This is a genomic window from Streptomyces sp. NPDC025784 (assembly GCF_055558435.1).
Window position 1 is genome coordinate 45,846 of the sequence record NZ_JBVHMN010000017.1, and the last position, 15,838, is coordinate 61,683.

Sequence of the window (15,838 nt, forward strand, 5' to 3'; positions counted from 1 at the left end):
GAGCAGCACGCTAGCGGTCGGTGTACGCGGCACGCGAACGACTTCCGGCCGCCCCCGCGTGCGGAGCGGGCCGCATCCGGGCCAGGCCCGCCGCCGGGCGTCGCGGACCCGAGCTGGTCCGAACGAAGCCCCCTAGTCCCACCAGAAGCGCCACAGCGGGGCGCCGACGAGGGACTGCGCGTACCGGGGGAACGGCGTCGGCGGGTCGTCCACGATGTTGTCGGCCGTGGTCAGAAGGTGTTCGAGGGCGACGCGCTCGGCCTGTTCCCGGGTGCGCGGCGGGCTCGCCACGGAGACGTACAGCGTCGCCCCCACCAGGGTGAGGACGCGGGCCCCGAAGCGGTCCTCCCAGCTGCGCAGCAGGGCGCACAGCAAGGTCTTCGGAGCGCCGCCGTACCAGTCGAGGAGCGCGGGGATGTCGGCGCTCCGCTCCGCGGCGACCAGACCGAGGCGGGCTCCGGTCAGCGAGTACGGGTCGTCGTCCACGAGGTGCGCGAAGGCGGCCCGGGCGGCCTCGTCGGGGTCGACGCCGCTGCCGGGCAGGGTGGCCGGGGCGAGTCCGGGCCACTGCTCGAAGGGCGGGCCGGGGTCGTCCTCCCACGGCTCGACGTCCTCGGGGCAGTCGAACGGCTCCGGAGGCCCGTCGGACACGGCGAACCTGCGCCGCCGGTACTCGGCCCAGCTCTCGGCCAGTTCGCCTTCGAGGTCGAAGACGTCGACCTCCGCGGGGTCGAAGGGGGCCGGGCGGACGTCGGAGTAGCAGAGGACCGGCAGCAGACCGGTGGCGGCCTGCTGCCGCTGGTGGCCGGTCCAGGCCGCATGCGGGTCGGCCGGGGGTCTCTCGGAGCACCACATGACCGGGGTGCCGTCCGGGGTGCCCATCAGGCGGCCGGCGGGCAGTCCTTCGGGGAGCGGGAACGTCATGCCCGGAGCGTAGGGCCGGCCACTGACAGCGCTCTTCGGGCCGGTCTAGCTTCCGCTCTTGAGCAGGGCCGCCACGATCGGTCCGGCCGTGTCGCCGCCGTGCCCGCCCTGCTGCACGACGCCCGCCGCCGCGAGGTCGCCCTTCCACGCGGTGAACCAGCCGTTCGGCTTCTTCTGGTTGTCGACCTCGGCCGATCCGGTCTTCGCGCCGTAGTCCGGGCCGAGGCCGGACATCGCCTCCGCGGCCGTGCCGTACGCCGCCGTGAACTGCATGACCTCGCGCAGCTGCGAGAGGGTCGAGGCGGACATGGTGCGGCTCGCCTTGGCCAGTGTGCGGTGGTCCACCGACGGGGCGACCAGGTAGGGCTGGTGGAAGGTGCCGGCCTTGACGGTCGAGGCGACCGAGGCCATGTTCAGCGGGTTCATGCGGACGCCGCCCTGGCCCATCAGTTCCGCCGCCATCTGCGCGGCGCTCTGCACCGGCACGGCGCCGTCGAAGGACGGCACACCGATGGACCAGTTGTTCAGGCCGATCCCGAAGACCTGCTGGGCCTGCTTGGTCAGGTCGTCGTTCTCCAGCTCCTTCGCCTGGGTGATGAAGGCCGTGTTGCAGGACCGGGCGAAGCTCGTCTTGAACGTGCCGTTCTTGATCTCGAAGTCGTCGTCGTTGTGGAACTTCCAGCCGCCGTACGTCGCGGTCTTGGGGCACGGGTGCGGCTTGTCGGCGGAGGCGAGCCCCTTGTCGAACAGCAGCGAGGCCGTGATGACCTTCATCGTGGAGCCGGGCGCGAGGGAGCCCTGGAAGGCGGTGTTGAAGCCGTGACTCGTGTTCGCGACGGCGAGGATCTCACCCGTCGACGGGCGCATCACGACCACCGACGCCTTCTCCTTGGCGGCCACCTGACGCTCGGCGGCCGACTGGAGGGCCGGGCTGAGCGTCGTCTCCACGGTCCCCGGCGTGCCCTCGCTCAGCGTCAGCAGGGTCTTGTCGGGGGTCTTCTGCGTGCCCTTCTTCGCGGCCTTGCGGACCACGCGCAGCTCGATGCCCGCCTTGCCGCCGGCCGTCTTGCCGTACTTCTCGCGCAGCCCGTCGAGGACGGTGCCCAGCGAGGGGTACTTCGCGGCGGTCAGCTCCTTGCCCTCACGGTCGAGGGCCCTGACCGGGGGCGTGCCCGACTCGCCGGTGACCAGCCGGTCGCCGTCCTGGAGGTCCGGGTGGACGACGGACGACGCCCAGCCGACCAGCGGGACGCCGTCCTTCGCGCGCCGCACGACCGTCAGTTTCGACTCGTACGAGAGCGGCTTGCTCTTGCCCTTGTAGGTGACGGTGGCCTTGACGGAGAACGGGACGGCGGCGCCCGTCCGCGTGCCGCCGGTCAGCGTCACACCGGTGATGTGCGCCTCTTTGGCGTAGCCGGTCAGCGTGGCGGCCGCGGCGGCCGAGTCGTCGGTGGCCGCGGCGGCCTTCGCGACGTCGCCGCTCTGCCAGGCGGTGAGGAAGGCCGTCGAGGCCTTGTGCACCTCGGCCGCGGACAGCGGGCCCGTCTTCACGGCCTTGCGGGTGGTGGCGCTCGATCCCTCGTCCGCCGCCGCTCCGCCGTACAGGCTGTAGACACCGAACGCCCCGCCGATCGCGACGACGGCGATCGCGCCGCCGAGCACGGCGGGCTGCTTCGTCTTCCGCCGCTCGGCGACGCGTCTTCTCTTGCCCACAGCCACTCGTCCTCCGCTGAATACCCTGGTGCCCCCGTGGCCTCATGTTTCCAACGATGAGCACCACCCTAGGGTCCCGCCACGTCACGGGTGACTTCAGCCACCGGTTCGTAGCACAGCTGCGACGATCGGACCGGCGGCGTCGCCCCCGTGACCGCCCTCCTGGGTCATGGCGGCCGCCGCGACGTCGTTGCGGTAGCCGGTGAACCAGCTGTTCGACTTCGCCTGGCCGTCGACCTCGGCGGAACCGGTCTTGGCGCCGTAGTTCGGGCCGAGCCCGGCCATCACCTGGGCGGCGGTGCCGCTGATCGCGGTGCGGTTCATCATGGCCCGCAGCTGGGCGACCGTGCCCGCGGACAGGCCCCTGGCCTTGGCCAGCTCACGGTCGTCGAGGGCGCGCGGCACGATGACCGGCTGCCGGAAGGCGCCCGTCATGGCGGTGGCCGTCACCGACGCCATGTTCAGCGGCGACATCTGGACCTGGCCCTGGCCGATCAGGTTGGCGGCCGTGTCCGGGCCCCCGGAGGCGGGGACGGAGCCGTCGAAGGACGGGATCCCGGTCTTCCAGTTGTCCTGGCCGAGGCCGAAGTTCTGCTGCGCCTCGTTCGTGAGCCAGTCGACCTTGAGGGCGTCCGCGTACTTCACGAACGCCGTGTTGCACGAGCGCGCGAACGACTCGGACAGCGTGGCGTTCTCGTTGGGCTTCATGTTCTTCAGATTGTGGAAGGTCTGGCTCTGCCACACGGCGTCGGGCGGGCAGGGCGCGGGCCCGGTCGCCGTCGTGACGCCGCGGTCGATGAACATGGCGGCGCTGATGATCTTCATGGTGGAGCCGGGGGCGAGCTTGCCGAGGAAGGCCGCGTTGAAGCCGTCCTCGCGGTGGTTGGCGACCGCGAGCACCTCGCCGGTGCTCGGCTTCACGGCGACCACCGACGACTCGTCGTACCGGCGGACGGCCTTCTCCGCGGCGGCCTGCGCGTTCGCGCTGAGCGTGGTGCGGACCTTGCCCGCGCGCCCCTTCGCGAGCACCACCAGCGGGGTGTCCGGGCTCTGGTCGCCGTGCCGGACGGCCAGCTCGATCCCGGGCGAACCGCCCGCGGTGTCACCGTACTTGTCGCGCAACGCGTCCAGGATCGGCCCCAGAGAGGGGTACTTCTCCTTCGTCAGGACAACGTTGTTCCGGTCCACGGCCTCGATCGCCGGGCTCGCCGACTCGCCCGTGACCAGCGTGTCCCCGTCCTTCAGATCGGGGTGCACGACGGACGGCTTCCAGCCGACCAGCGCCTTCCCCGTCGTCTCGCCCCGCACGACGCTCAGTTCGGAGTCGTACGAGAAGGGCTTGCTCTTCCCCTCGTACGACACCGTCGCGCTGACCGAGAACGGCACGGTCGCGCCGGACGGCGTGCCCGGTGTGATCCGTACCTTCGTGAGATGGGCTTCGGCGCCGTAGGAGGCCAGCAACGGCTCGGCCGCCGTCGCGTAGTTGGTGTACTGCGCCGCCTTGGCCGCGTCGCCCTTCTCCCAGGCCGTGAAGAAGGCGCGGCTGGTCTCCTTGACCTCCGCGCCGCTCGGCGGGCCGGTCTTCACGGGTGCCGGCCCGGCCGCGCCCCCGTCCCCGCTGACCGCGGTCACCAGGTTGTACGCGCCGTACCCGGCGCCCCCCACCATCACCGTGAACACGCTGCCGATGACGACAGCCTTCGCCCCTCTGCGCATCGCGCCGCCTCTCCCCGTAAGCCTTCGCACTGTAGGCCCGGGCAGTGACAGCTGTGACCGGAGTTTCCAGATGTTGTCCGAAGAGAGATCAGAAACAGGACCGAACGGGACAGCGGGCCACAACCTCGAACGCTGTTCATTCATGAGTGCGTGCGAACAGGGCGAGGGCGCGGCGGCTCGCCGCGCCCTCGCACCGGGTCGGAGGTCCGGGGGCGACGGAAGGATCATCAACCGCCGGCCGGCTGCGTCGCCGGGGCGGGTTCGTGCCGGCTGACCCCGACGTTGAAGTCGAAGAGCGCCCGGGGACAGCGACTCGACGGACGACGACGCACCGGTGGCCGCGCGGCCGCAACCGGTCCGGTGATCGCCGGCAACCCCAACTCGCGCGCAACCCTCGGTTTTTGGACGGCCGAATCGCCCTCGCCGGACCGGGGGGACGGGCAGGTGGTGGCTGTGTTGCGACTGTGACGTGCGGCGGTGCCGCTCGATGCCATGCTGCGCACATGTCTGATGAATCAGTCGACGACGAGTTCGCTCCGCCGCCTGCCTCGGCGCCGACACGGCCCGGGCCCGTACGGGGGCGTCGGTTCCGGGGCGCCCTGGTGGCGTCGGCGGTCGCCGGGCTCGTGGTCGGTTCGGGTGCCGTCGCGCTGGCGTGGAATCTGTCCGGATCCGACGACGACCGGCCGTTCACGCTGGTGGGACAGGTTCTCATCGGGGGCGACCTCCCCGGAGCCACGGGGTCCTGCGGCGGCGATCACGAGTTCGGCGACATCGACAAGGGCGCACTGGTGACCGTCTACGACTCGGCAGGCCGGGTCGTCGCGACCGGGTCGCTCGGCAGCGGCGCCTACGACAACTCCTTCCTGAGGTGTGTTTTCCCGATCGCCGTGCGCGGGGTGCCGGGGGGTTCGGCGTCGTACTCGGTGCAGGTCGGCTGGCACGAGAAGCAGCGGATCACGAACGAGCAGGCGCGGACCGGAGGCCTGGCCGTGAAGCTCGACTAGCCGGGACGCCGGCCCGAACGAGCGGACCTGAGCGACGACGACGAGGGCGCGGCCACCGGCCGCGCCCTCTCGGTGTGTTCGCCCGGCTAGACCCAGGTGTCCAGCCACATGCGCGATCTCCAGTCGTCTATGGGGATCGAGGTGCCGGTGTACAGGGGCCAGAAGTAGATGAAGTTCCACGCGATCAGCAGGACCAGGACGCCGGCGCCGGCCGCGCCGATCACGCGGCGGCGTTCTCCGCAGCCGGGTGGGCCGAGGATCGCGCCGATCAGCATGGCGACGGCCAGGCAGAGGAACGGCACGAAGACGACGGCGTAGAAGAAGAAGATCGTGCGTTCCTGGTACATGAACCAGGGCAGATAGCCGGCCGCGATGCCGCAGGCGATCGCGCCCGCGCGCCAGTCGCGGCGGAACGCCCAGCGCCACAGCACGTAGAGGACCGCGAGGCAGGCCGCCCACCACAGGAGCGGGGTGCCCAGCGCCAGCACCTCGCGGGCGCACTTGTCGCCCGCGCCGGCGGGGCAGCCGTCCTTGCCGGGCAGCGGGGACTCGTAGAAGTACGAGACCGGGCGGCCGAGGACGAGCCAGCTCCACGGGTTCGACTGGTAGGTGTGCGGCGAGGACAGCCCGACGTGGAACTTGAAGACCTCGTGCTCGTAATGCCACAGGCTGCGCAGCCAGTCGGGCAGCCAGGTCCAGTGACCGCCCCTGCCGTCGGTCACCGCCCAGTTGCGGAAGTAGCCGCCCCGGCCGTTGTCCGGGGACAGGATCCAGCCGAGCCAGGAGGTGAGGTAGACGGCCAGCGCGACCGGGACCGTCGCGAGGAACGTGATGCCGGTGTCGTGCCGGAGCGCCGCGAGGTAGGGGTGGCGGGCGCCCGCCACCCGGCGCGAGGCCGCGTCCCACAGGACCGCCATGACGCAGAACGCGGCGAGGATGTAGAGGCCGTTCCACTTGGTGCCGATGGCCAGGCCCAGCATCAGGCCCGCGCCCCAGCGCCAGGGGCGCCATCCGAGGCGGGTCGTCTCGGCGATGTGCGCGTCGGGGCGCACCACCCCGTCCGCGTCGGCGGGCAGTGCGGCCGCGAGCCGGGCGCGGGCGTGGTCGCGGTCGATGACCAGGCAGCCGAAGGCGGCCAGCACGAAGAACATCAGCACCCCGTCGAGCAGCGAGGTGCGGCTCATCACGAAGTGCAGGCCGTCCACCGCCATCAGCGCGCCCGCGAGGCAGCCGAGGAAGGTCGAACGGAACAGCCGTCGCCCGATCCGGCACAGCAGCAGCACCGACAGCGTGCCGAGCAGCGCCGTCATGAACCGCCAGCCGAAGGGGTTGAACCCGAACATCCACTCGCCGAGCCCGATGACGTACTTGCCGACGGGCGGATGCACGACGTACGCGGCGTCGCTCGGGACGGTCACATGGCCGTTGCCCTGGAGGATCAGGTCGTTGGCGTCCTTGGCCCAGTTGACCTCGTAGCCGCGGTGGATGAGCGCCCAGGCGTCCTTGGCGTAGTACGTCTCGTCGAATATCACCGCCTTCGGGCTGCCCAGGTGCCAGAACCGCATCAGCCCGGCCATCAGGGTCACCAGCAGCGGGCCGCCCCAGCCGGACCAGCGCGTGATGCGCTCCGCGACCTCGTGGCGCAGCCCGAGCGTGGCCCAGATACGAGGGCTGGGCTCGGAGTAAGGCGGTACGAGCCGGTCGCGCACATCGCTTCTGGGCGGCGCCGTGTAGCCGAAGCGGCGCAGCCGCAGCTGCCACGACGGCCACTGCGCGTCGGTGGCCTGCCCCTGCCGGGTGTCCGTGGAGGACGCGGTACTGGTCACCGCGCCATCGTAGGGAACAGGTCTGTGGGAGTCCCGTGCACCGGCCGTAAATGGGTGGAAGCCGCTGTCCGGGAGGACACCCGAGCCCGATTCCGGCCGCGTGCCGGAGACGGGTTCCGGCCGGACGCCGGAGCCGGATTCCCGCGCGGATCCCCGGGCGGGGCGGCGGCGGGACGGGCGGCGACCGAGGCCGCCGGGCCCTGCGAGGATGGAGCCGTGACAGGAACCCTTGTGTTGGCAGGCACCCCCATCGGCGACATCGAGGACGCGCCGCCGCGGCTCGCCGCGGAACTGGCGAGGGCCGACGTGGTCGCCGCCGAGGACACCCGCCGGCTGCGCCGGCTCACCCAGGCGCTGGGCGTGCAGCCCGCCGGACGCGTCGTGTCCTACTTCGAGGGGAACGAGGCCGCCCGCACACCGGAGCTGGTCGAGGCACTGGCCGGCGGAGCGCGGGTGCTGCTGGTGACCGACGCCGGCATGCCCTCCGTGTCGGACCCCGGCTACCGGCTGGTCGCCGCCGCGGTGGAGAAGGACATCAAGGTGACCGCCGTACCCGGCCCCTCCGCCGTGCTCACGGCGCTGGCGCTGTCAGGGCTGCCCGTCGACCGCTTCTGCTTCGAGGGCTTCCTGCCGCGCAAGGCGGGCGAGCGCCTGTCGCGGCTGCGCGAGGTCGCCGACGAGCGCCGCACCCTCGTCTACTTCGAGGCCCCGCACCGGCTCGACGACACGCTCGCCGCGATGGCCGAGGTGTTCGGGACGAAGCGGCGCGCCGCCGTCTGCCGGGAGCTGACGAAGACGTACGAGGAGGTCAAGCGGGGGCCGCTGGGCGAGCTCGCGGCCTGGGCCGCCGAGGGCGTGCGCGGGGAGATCACCGTCGTCGTCGAGGGCGCCGCGCAGAAGGGTGCCGAGGAGCTGGACGCCGCGGAGCTGGTGCGCAGGGTGCGGGTGCGCGAGGAGGCGGGGGAGCGACGCAAGGAGGCGATCGCGGCGGTGGCCGCGGAAGCAGGTCTTCCCAAACGTGAGGTCTTCGATGCCGTCGTCGCGGCAAAGAATGCCGAACGAAGCGCCCCATAGAAGGGCAAAGGGCTGTGCCGCAAGGCAAAGCCCAGGCCGGGTGGCGGGACCTTTCCGACAAGGAACGGCCAAAACGGATCCAACAGTCGACAGGCCTGATGCGTTCGCGTGCGCGAAAGCGTCCACTGGTCGAAGGGACGCACCCGTCCCTCGCCCCCGTTCACCGGGGGCGCTCGTCCAGCGGACGACAGGAGCCGGCATGAGTGAGATCGCAGGACAGACCGGGCATCGCAGCGCGGCGACCGCCGTCGTCCACGAGTCGTACTCCTTCGCCTGCATGCGCTGCGGGCACGGCTGGGAGCAGTCGTACGAGATAGAGCACCACCTCGACGCCGAGGGCAGTGAGTTCGTGATGTACGTGGCGAACGGGCACGTCGTGCCGTCGCCGCTCAGCCGGCCCACCTGCCTCAACTGCGACAGCCATGTGGTGCGGATCATGCGCGCCGGTCAGGTGTCCTCCGCTCTGAACTCCATGCACGCCGCGCACCTGCACCGCGCGGTGCCCCGGCAGCCCGAGCAGGCACCCCGGGAGCGCGGCGGCGACGGCACGGCCCCGGCGGAGCCGAAGGAGCCGCACCACTGGCACCTCTCGGACCTGCTGCACCCGTTCCAGCACCGCAAGGCGGGATGACCTTCCTCGGGTGAGGGCCGGCATGCCCCTTTCGTAGGATCGGGGCATGCCTTCCTCCGCCTCCGACAAGAACGCCGCACCCCCGCTCCCCGAGCCCCTGCGGGTGCCCGTCGCCGACTCGCACACCCATCTCGACATGCAGTCCGGCACGGTCGAGGAGGGTCTCGCCAAGGCCGCGTCGGTCGGAGTCACGACGGTCGTCCAGGTCGGCTGCGACGTGAAGGGCTCGCGCTGGGCCGCCGAGACGGCCGCCGCGTACGACGCCGTCCACGCGACGGTGGCCCTGCACCCCAACGAAGCGCCGCGTATCGTGCACGGCGATCCCGACGGCTGGTCCCGGCAGGGGGCACGGCGCCCGGGCGGCGAGGCCGCGCTGGACGAGGCGCTCGCCGAGATCGACCGCCTCGCGGCGCTGCCGCAGGTCAAGGGCGTCGGCGAGACCGGGCTGGACTACTTCCGTACGGGCCCCGAGGGCAAGGCCGCGCAGGAGCGCTCCTTCCGTGCCCACATCGAGATCGCCAAGCGGCACGGCAAGGCCCTCGTCATCCACGACCGCGACGCCCACGCCGACGTGCTGCGCATCCTCAAGGAGGAGGGCGCGCCCGAGCGGACCGTCTTCCACTGCTACTCGGGCGACGCGGACATGGCCGCGATCTGCGCCGGCGCCGGCTACTTCATGTCCTTCGCCGGCAACATGACCTTCAAGAACGCCCAGCCGCTGCGTGACGCGCTGGCGGTGGCGCCCCTGGAGCTCGTGCTCGTCGAGACCGACGCGCCCTTCCTGACGCCCGCGCCGTACCGCGGACGGCCCAACGCGCCGTATCTCATTCCGGTCACGGTGCGTGCCATGGCCGAGGTGCGCGGTATCGGCGAGGACGCGCTGGCGACCTCGATCTCCGTCAACACTGCGCGCGCGTTCGATTACTGACGGATAACGGTTCCCGGGGTTCTCCCTGGTCATGCGCGGGTCGCTCGCGGGGGAGTGTCGCGACACAGCGTAGTCGCGTTGCTTGGGAGAGTGACGGCCGCTCCGCTAGGTTCTGGTCGCCCCTTCCGGACCCTGGAGCGTGTCGTCGTGAGCAGCTCGCAGTACGAGACGTATGGAACGACTGGTGTCACCACCGGTGCGACGGGAGCGCCGCACCCCGACGAGACGCCGCCGTACGACGACGAGACGCCGCCGTACGCGGAGGCCGCGGCGGCGCGGGGGAGCGAGGAGCCGCACCGCGCCGCTTTCCCCGACACCTACCGGCCCGCGTACGAGTCGCCCCGGGAGCCCCGGCACGAGGCGCCCACGGAGCCGCTGCTCTCCCGGCACGAGGCGCCCACGGAGCCGCTGCTTCCCCGCCATGAGGCGCCGACGGAGCCGCTGCTCTCCCGGCACGAGGCGCCCACGGAGCCGCTGCTTCCCCGCCATGAGGCGCCGACGGAGCCGCTGCTTCCCCGCCATGAGGCGCCGACGGAGCCGCTGCTCTCCCGGCACGAGGCGCCGACCGAGCCCATGCTGCCCCGGCAGGGCCCGGACGCAGGCGCCGGCCGGCCGCCGGCAGCCGTGGGGGTGCCGCGGCCCGGCGGGCGGGCCGAGGTGCGGCGCGCGGCCCGGCGCAAGCGGACCGCCGAGCGCCCCGACCCGCTCCGGCGACTGCTCCCGCAGGCACTCGTCGTCGCGTTCCTGGCCGGAGGCACCTCGGCGTTCGTCGCCAGCGACAAGGCGATCGAACTCACCGTCGACGGGAAGTCGCGCACCCTGCACACCTTCGCGGACGACGTCACCGAGCTGCTCGCCGAGGAGGGTGTGCGGGTGGGCTCGCACGACGTGGTGGTGCCCGCCCCGGGCACACCGCTCGCCAGCGGTGACGAGGTCGCCGTCCACTACGGGCGTCCCGTGGAGCTCACCCTCGACGGGCAGCGGCGCCGGGTGTGGACGACGGAACCCACCGTGGACGGGGCGCTCAGACAGCTGGGGGTGCGCGCCGAGGGCGCGTACCTGTCGGCATCGCGGTCCCGGACCATCGGACGCACGGGCCTCGACCTCGCCGTCCGCACCGAGCGCACGGTGACGATCATGGCGGACGGCCGGGCACGGACCATCCGTACGAACGCGGCGAGCGTGCGGGAGGCCGTCGAGGAGGCCGGCATCACCCTGCACGGGCAGGACACGACCTCCGCGCCGCCCGGCAGCTTCCCGCGCGACGGTCAGACGGTCACGGTCATGCGGATCACCGGGAGCCGGGAGGTCCGCGAGGAGGCCATCCCGTACGGGGTGCGGCGGACCCAGGACCCCTCGCTCTTCAAGGGCACCGAGGTCGTCGAGCAGGCCGGGCGGACCGGGGCGCGCCGGGTCACCTACGCCCTGCGGACCGTCAACGGCGTCCGGGAGCGGCCGCGCCGCATCGGGGCCGAGACGGTGCGCGAGCCGCGGGTGCAGCTGGTGAAGGTCGGCACGAAGCCGCTCCCGATGTCCGTCGACGACGCCGACGGCCTCGACTGGGCGGCCCTCGCGGCCTGCGAGTCCGGGGGCCGGCCCCGCGCGGTCGACCCCTCCGGCACCTACGGCGGGCTCTACCAGTTCGACAGCCGCACCTGGCACGCCCTCGGCGGCAAGGGCCGTCCCCAGGACGCTCCCGCCGCCGAGCAGACCTTCCGGGCGAAGAAGCTGTACGTGCGGCGGGGAGCCAGTCCCTGGCCGCACTGCGGGGCCCGGCTGCACGGGTGAGCGCCCGGCCCGGGGCCCTGCGGCGGGGGCGTGAAGACGGCGGGGCCCGCCGCCCCCGTACGCTTGGTCCGTGACCAGCCCCACCCCCGACGCCCTCCTCGGCCCCGCCGACATCCGTGAACTCGCGGGAGCCCTCGGCGTACGCCCCACCAAACAGCGCGGCCAGAACTTCGTGATCGACGCGAACACGGTGCGCCGGATCGTCCGCACCGCCGAGGTGCGCGACGACGACGTCGTCGTGGAGGTGGGACCCGGCCTCGGCTCACTGACGCTCGCTCTGCTGGAGGCCGCCGACCGGGTCGTCGCCGTCGAGATCGACGACGTGCTGGCGGGGGCGCTGCCCTCGACCGTCGCGGCCCGCATGCCGGAGCGAGCGGACCGGTTCGCGCTGGTCCACTCCGACGCGATGGACGTCCGGGAGCTGCCCGGCCCGCCCCCCACCGCGCTGGTCGCCAACCTCCCGTACAACGTCGCCGTGCCCGTCCTGCTGCACATGCTCGACACCTTCCCGACCATCGAGCGCACCCTCGTGATGGTCCAGGCCGAGGTCGCCGACCGGCTCGCGGCCGGGCCCGGCTCGAAGGTGTACGGCGTCCCGTCCGTCAAGGCGAACTGGTACGCCGAGGTGAAGCGGGCCGGGTCCATCGGCCGCAACGTCTTCTGGCCCGCGCCCAACGTCGACAGCGGACTGGTCGCGCTCACCCGGCGCGCCGAGCCCCTCAAGACCTCGGCCTCCAGGCGCGAGGTGTTCGCCGTGGTGGACGCCGCGTTCGCGCAGCGCCGCAAGACCCTGCGGGCCGCCCTCGCGGGCTGGGCCGGCTCCGCGGCGGCGGCCGAGGCCGCGCTGGTCGCCGCCGGTGTCTCGCCGCAGGCCCGCGGGGAGTCGCTGACCGTGGAGGAGTTCGCCCGTATCGCCGAGCACCGTGCCGCCCCCGGCGGCACCGGCGCCGAGAACACCGAGAACCCCGAGAACCCCGAGAACCCCGAGAACGAGGAGTCGGCCCAGTCGTGACGCAGACGGTGACGGTACGCGTCCCTGCGAAGGTCAACGTCCAGCTCGCGGTCGGCGGCGCCCGCCCCGACGGCTTCCACGACCTGGCGAACGTCTTCCTCGCGGTCGGCCTGTACGACGAGGTGACGGTGACCCCGGCGGACGAGCTGCGCATCACCTGCGCGGGCCCGGACGCCGCCGAGGTGCCCCTGGACCGTACGAACCTGGCGGCCCGTGCCGCCATCGAACTCGGCCGTCGCCACGGGATCGACCCGGCCGTCCACATCCACATCGCCAAGGACATCCCCGTCGCCGGCGGCATGGCGGGCGGCAGCGCGGACGGCGCGGGCGCCCTGGTCGCCTGCGACGCGCTGTGGGGCACCGACGCCTCGCGCGACGAACTCCTCGGCATCTGCGCCGACCTGGGCAGCGACGTGCCGTTCAGCCTGGTGGGCGGGGCGGCGCTCGGCGTCGGCCGGGGCGAGCAGCTGCGGGCCCTGGAGGTCGGCGGGACGTTCCACTGGGTCTTCGCGATGGCCGCGCGCGGCCTGTCCACGCCCGCGGTGTTCCGGGAGTTCGACCGGATGAACCAGGGGGTGCGGGTGCCCGAGCCGGTCGCCTCGCAGGAGCTGCTGGACGCCCTCGCGAAGGGCGACGCCGGGGCCCTCGCGCGCGCCGTCTCCAACGACCTCCAGCCGGCCGCCCTCTCGCTCTTCCCGGAGCTCGCCGACACCCTCGCCGCGGGCCGGGCGGCCGGCGCGCTCGCCGCGCTCGTCTCCGGGTCCGGTCCGACGACCGCGTTCCTCGCGGCGGACGCGGAGTCGGCGGACGCGGTCGCCGAGGCACTGCGCGCCTCCGGCACCTGCCGCTCGGTGCGCGCCACCGTGAGCCCGTCCCCGGGCGCGACGGTCCTGTAGCGAGCCGCTCTCCCGGACACCGCCCGGTGCCCGGGGACGACCCCCGCCCGGGCCAGGTGTGGAGGTGCGCTCCGCTCGGTGACCGGGGTCCCGGTGCGTCCCGTCAGGGGCGCGGGGAACTGCGCGCTCAGCCCCTGCGGAGGCGCGGGGGAGTGTGTGCTCGGCCCTTGCGGAGGCGCGGGCGCGTCCGCGGGCGACGGGTTTCGGGCGGGTGCGGCTCGTCGTGGCTTGCTCGTGCAGTTCCTCGCGCCCCTGACGGTGCTCCGGCCGGCGGCGCGGGGGAGTGCGTGCACGGAGCGGAGGGGGCGGTGGTCCCGCGTCCCGGGAACGGCCGGTGCGGCGGGGGCCGGGGAACGCCCTGGCTCGGCCCCTTCGCCGCGCGGACTACTCTTGAGGGTCGATCGTCCCCCTTGGCAGGAGAGAAATGGCCGTCAACCTGGTCAATGTCGAGTCCGTCAGCAAGGTGTACGGCACCCGTGCACTGCTCGACGGAGTCTCCCTCGGCGTCAGCGAGGGCGATCGGATCGGCGTCGTCGGACGCAACGGCGACGGCAAGACCACCCTCATCCGGATGCTCGCCAAGCTGGAGGAGGCCGACAGCGGACGCGTCACCCACTCCGGCGGCCTGCACATCGGCGTCCTGACGCAGCACGACTCCCTCGACCCCGCGGCCACCGTCCGCCACGAGGTCATCCGGGACATGGCCGACCACGAGTGGGCGGGCAACGCCAAGATCAGGGACGTGCTGACGGGCCTGTTCGGCGGGCTGGACCTGCCCGGCTTCCCGCAGGGCCTGGACACGGTCATCGGCCCGCTGTCCGGTGGTGAGCGCCGGCGCATCGCGCTGGCCAAGCTGCTCATCGACGAGCAGGACCTGATCATCCTCGACGAGCCGACCAACCACCTCGACGTCGAGGGCATCGCCTGGCTCGCCCGGCACCTGCGCGAGCGCCGCTCGGCGCTGGTGTGCGTGACCCACGACCGCTGGTTCCTCGACCAGGTCTGCACCCGCATGTGGGACGTGCAGCGCGGCGCGGTGTACGAGTACGAGGGCGGGTACTCCGACTACGTCTTCGCCCGCGCCGAGCGCGAGCGCATCGCCGCCACCGAGGAGGTCAAGCGGCAGAACCTGGTGCGCAAGGAGCTCGCCTGGCTGCGCCGCGGTGCCCCGGCCCGTACCTCCAAGCCCCGCTTCCGCGTCGAGGCCGCCAACGAGCTGATCGCCGACGTGCCGCCGCCGCGCGACAAGAGCGAGCTGATGAAGTTCGCCAACTCCCGGCTCGGCAAGACCGTCTTCGACCTGGAGGACGTGACCGTGCAGGCCGGGCCCAAGGTGCTGCTCAAGCACCTGACCTGGCAGCTCGGCCCCGGCGACCGGATCGGCCTGGTCGGCGTGAACGGCGCCGGCAAGACCTCGCTGCTGCGCGCGCTGGCCGAAGCCGCCCGCAGCGACGGGGAGCGTCAGCCCGTGGCAGGCCGGATCGTCACCGGCAAGACCGTGAAGCTCGCCTACCTCTCCCAGGAGGTCGCCGAACTCGACCCGAACTGGCGCGTCCTGCAGGCCGTGCAGCAGGTGCGCGACCGCGTCGACCTCGGCAAGGGGCGCGAGATGACGGCGGGTCAGCTGTGCGAGACGTTCGGCTTCAACAAGGAGAAGCAGTGGACGCCCGTCGCCGACCTGAGCGGTGGTGAGCGGCGCCGGCTCCAGCTGCTGCGACTGTTGATGGACGAGCCCAACGTCCTCTTCCTCGACGAGCCCACCAACGACCTCGACATCGAGACGCTCACCCAGCTGGAGGACCTGCTCGACGGGTGGCCCGGCTCGATGGTCGTGATCTCCCACGACCGGTTCTTCATCGAGCGCACGACGGACAACGTGTTCGCGCTGCTCGGCGACGGCACCCTGCGCATGCTGCCCCGTGGCATCGACGAGTACCTGGAGCGCCGCCGCACGATGGAGGAGGCCGCGGCCGCCGCCGTGCTCGCCGCCGCGCCCGCGCCCGCGAAGACGGCGTCCGCCGCCGACGCCCGCGCCGCGAAGAAGGAACTCCAGAGGATCGAGCGGCAGCTGGACAAGATCTCCGAGCGGGAGACCAAGCTGCACGCCCAGATCGCCGACAACGCCACCGACTTCGGGAAGGTGGCCAAACTCGACGCCGAGCTGCGCGAGTTGGCGGGGGAGCGCGAGGATCTGGAACTGCGCTGGCTGGAGCTCGCCGAGGACGCGTGACCTGGGGCGTGCGGAGCGCCGCCGTGCTGTGCGGCGGCGGCGCGCGCCCGGCGTGAAGAGCGCGTGAAGGCGCGTAACGGCGGCATCACAGGC

At 72.7% G+C, this 15,838-nt stretch carries 12 protein-coding genes; 8 read left to right on the forward strand and 4 right to left on the reverse strand.

Annotated features, from left to right (window positions below; genetic code table 11):
- Positions 1 to 132 precede the first annotated feature (132 nt).
- The 3 genes from ACZ4IF_RS31930 to ACZ4IF_RS31940 all read right to left on the reverse strand — a co-directional run bounded on the left by ACZ4IF_RS31930 (position 133) and on the right by ACZ4IF_RS31940 (position 4,353).
- The gene (locus ACZ4IF_RS31930) at positions 133 to 924 is read right to left on the reverse strand and encodes a DUF4253 domain-containing protein (RefSeq protein ID WP_467569079.1); all 792 of its coding nucleotides are present in this window, start codon (positions 922 to 924) and stop codon (positions 133 to 135) included.
- A gap of 45 nt (positions 925 to 969) precedes the next feature.
- Complete coding sequence (locus tag ACZ4IF_RS31935; RefSeq protein WP_467569081.1) at positions 970 to 2,637, reverse strand: penicillin-binding transpeptidase domain-containing protein; 1,668 nt, start codon at positions 2,635 to 2,637, stop codon at positions 970 to 972.
- A gap of 96 nt (positions 2,638 to 2,733) precedes the next feature.
- The gene (locus ACZ4IF_RS31940) at positions 2,734 to 4,353 is read right to left on the reverse strand and encodes a penicillin-binding transpeptidase domain-containing protein (RefSeq protein ID WP_467569084.1); all 1,620 of its coding nucleotides are present in this window, start codon (positions 4,351 to 4,353) and stop codon (positions 2,734 to 2,736) included.
- A 503-nt stretch (positions 4,354 to 4,856) separates the two neighbouring features.
- On the opposite strand from ACZ4IF_RS31940, the gene ACZ4IF_RS31945 reads away from it, so the two are divergent.
- Positions 4,857 to 5,360, forward strand: coding sequence for a hypothetical protein (locus ACZ4IF_RS31945; RefSeq protein ID WP_467569087.1), 504 nt, complete (start codon positions 4,857 to 4,859; stop codon positions 5,358 to 5,360).
- A gap of 86 nt (positions 5,361 to 5,446) precedes the next feature.
- Here the strand turns inward: ACZ4IF_RS31945 and ACZ4IF_RS31950 are convergent, their stop codons facing one another.
- A complete protein-coding gene (locus ACZ4IF_RS31950) occupies positions 5,447 to 7,186 on the reverse strand; it encodes a dolichyl-phosphate-mannose--protein mannosyltransferase (RefSeq protein WP_467569089.1) in 1,740 nt (579 codons plus the stop codon).
- 216 nt (positions 7,187 to 7,402) lie between these two features.
- Between ACZ4IF_RS31950 and rsmI the strand changes: the two genes are divergently transcribed.
- The 7 genes from rsmI (at position 7,403) to ACZ4IF_RS31985 (ending at position 15,745) form a co-directional block, all read left to right on the forward strand.
- Positions 7,403 to 8,260, forward strand: a complete 858-nt coding sequence (gene rsmI, locus ACZ4IF_RS31955) for a 16S rRNA (cytidine(1402)-2'-O)-methyltransferase (protein ID WP_467569092.1) — start codon at positions 7,403 to 7,405, stop codon at positions 8,258 to 8,260.
- 199 nt (positions 8,261 to 8,459) lie between these two features.
- Positions 8,460 to 8,891 carry a hypothetical protein gene (locus ACZ4IF_RS31960; protein WP_467569095.1) on the forward strand — a complete coding sequence of 144 codons (432 nt, stop codon included), beginning with the start codon at positions 8,460 to 8,462 and terminating at the stop codon, positions 8,889 to 8,891.
- Positions 8,892 to 8,937: 46 nt separating this feature from the next.
- Positions 8,938 to 9,819, forward strand: coding sequence for a TatD family hydrolase (locus ACZ4IF_RS31965; RefSeq protein ID WP_467569097.1), 882 nt, complete (start codon positions 8,938 to 8,940; stop codon positions 9,817 to 9,819).
- A gap of 507 nt (positions 9,820 to 10,326) precedes the next feature.
- Positions 10,327 to 11,607 carry a ubiquitin-like domain-containing protein gene (locus ACZ4IF_RS31970; RefSeq protein ID WP_467569385.1) on the forward strand — a complete coding sequence of 427 codons (1,281 nt, stop codon included), beginning with the start codon at positions 10,327 to 10,329 and terminating at the stop codon, positions 11,605 to 11,607.
- 70 nt (positions 11,608 to 11,677) lie between these two features.
- On the forward strand, positions 11,678 to 12,619 hold the full coding sequence (gene rsmA / locus ACZ4IF_RS31975) for a 16S rRNA (adenine(1518)-N(6)/adenine(1519)-N(6))-dimethyltransferase RsmA (RefSeq protein ID WP_467569100.1): 942 nt from the start codon (positions 11,678 to 11,680) through the stop codon (positions 12,617 to 12,619).
- Positions 12,616 to 13,515 carry a 4-(cytidine 5'-diphospho)-2-C-methyl-D-erythritol kinase gene (locus ACZ4IF_RS31980; RefSeq protein WP_467569103.1) on the forward strand — a complete coding sequence of 300 codons (900 nt, stop codon included), beginning with the start codon at positions 12,616 to 12,618 and terminating at the stop codon, positions 13,513 to 13,515. Before rsmA ends, ACZ4IF_RS31980 begins: the two co-directional genes overlap by 4 nt.
- Before the next feature lie 424 nt (positions 13,516 to 13,939).
- Complete coding sequence (locus ACZ4IF_RS31985; protein ID WP_467569106.1) at positions 13,940 to 15,745, forward strand: ABC-F family ATP-binding cassette domain-containing protein; 1,806 nt, start codon at positions 13,940 to 13,942, stop codon at positions 15,743 to 15,745.
- Positions 15,746 to 15,838: the final 93 nt, after the last annotated feature.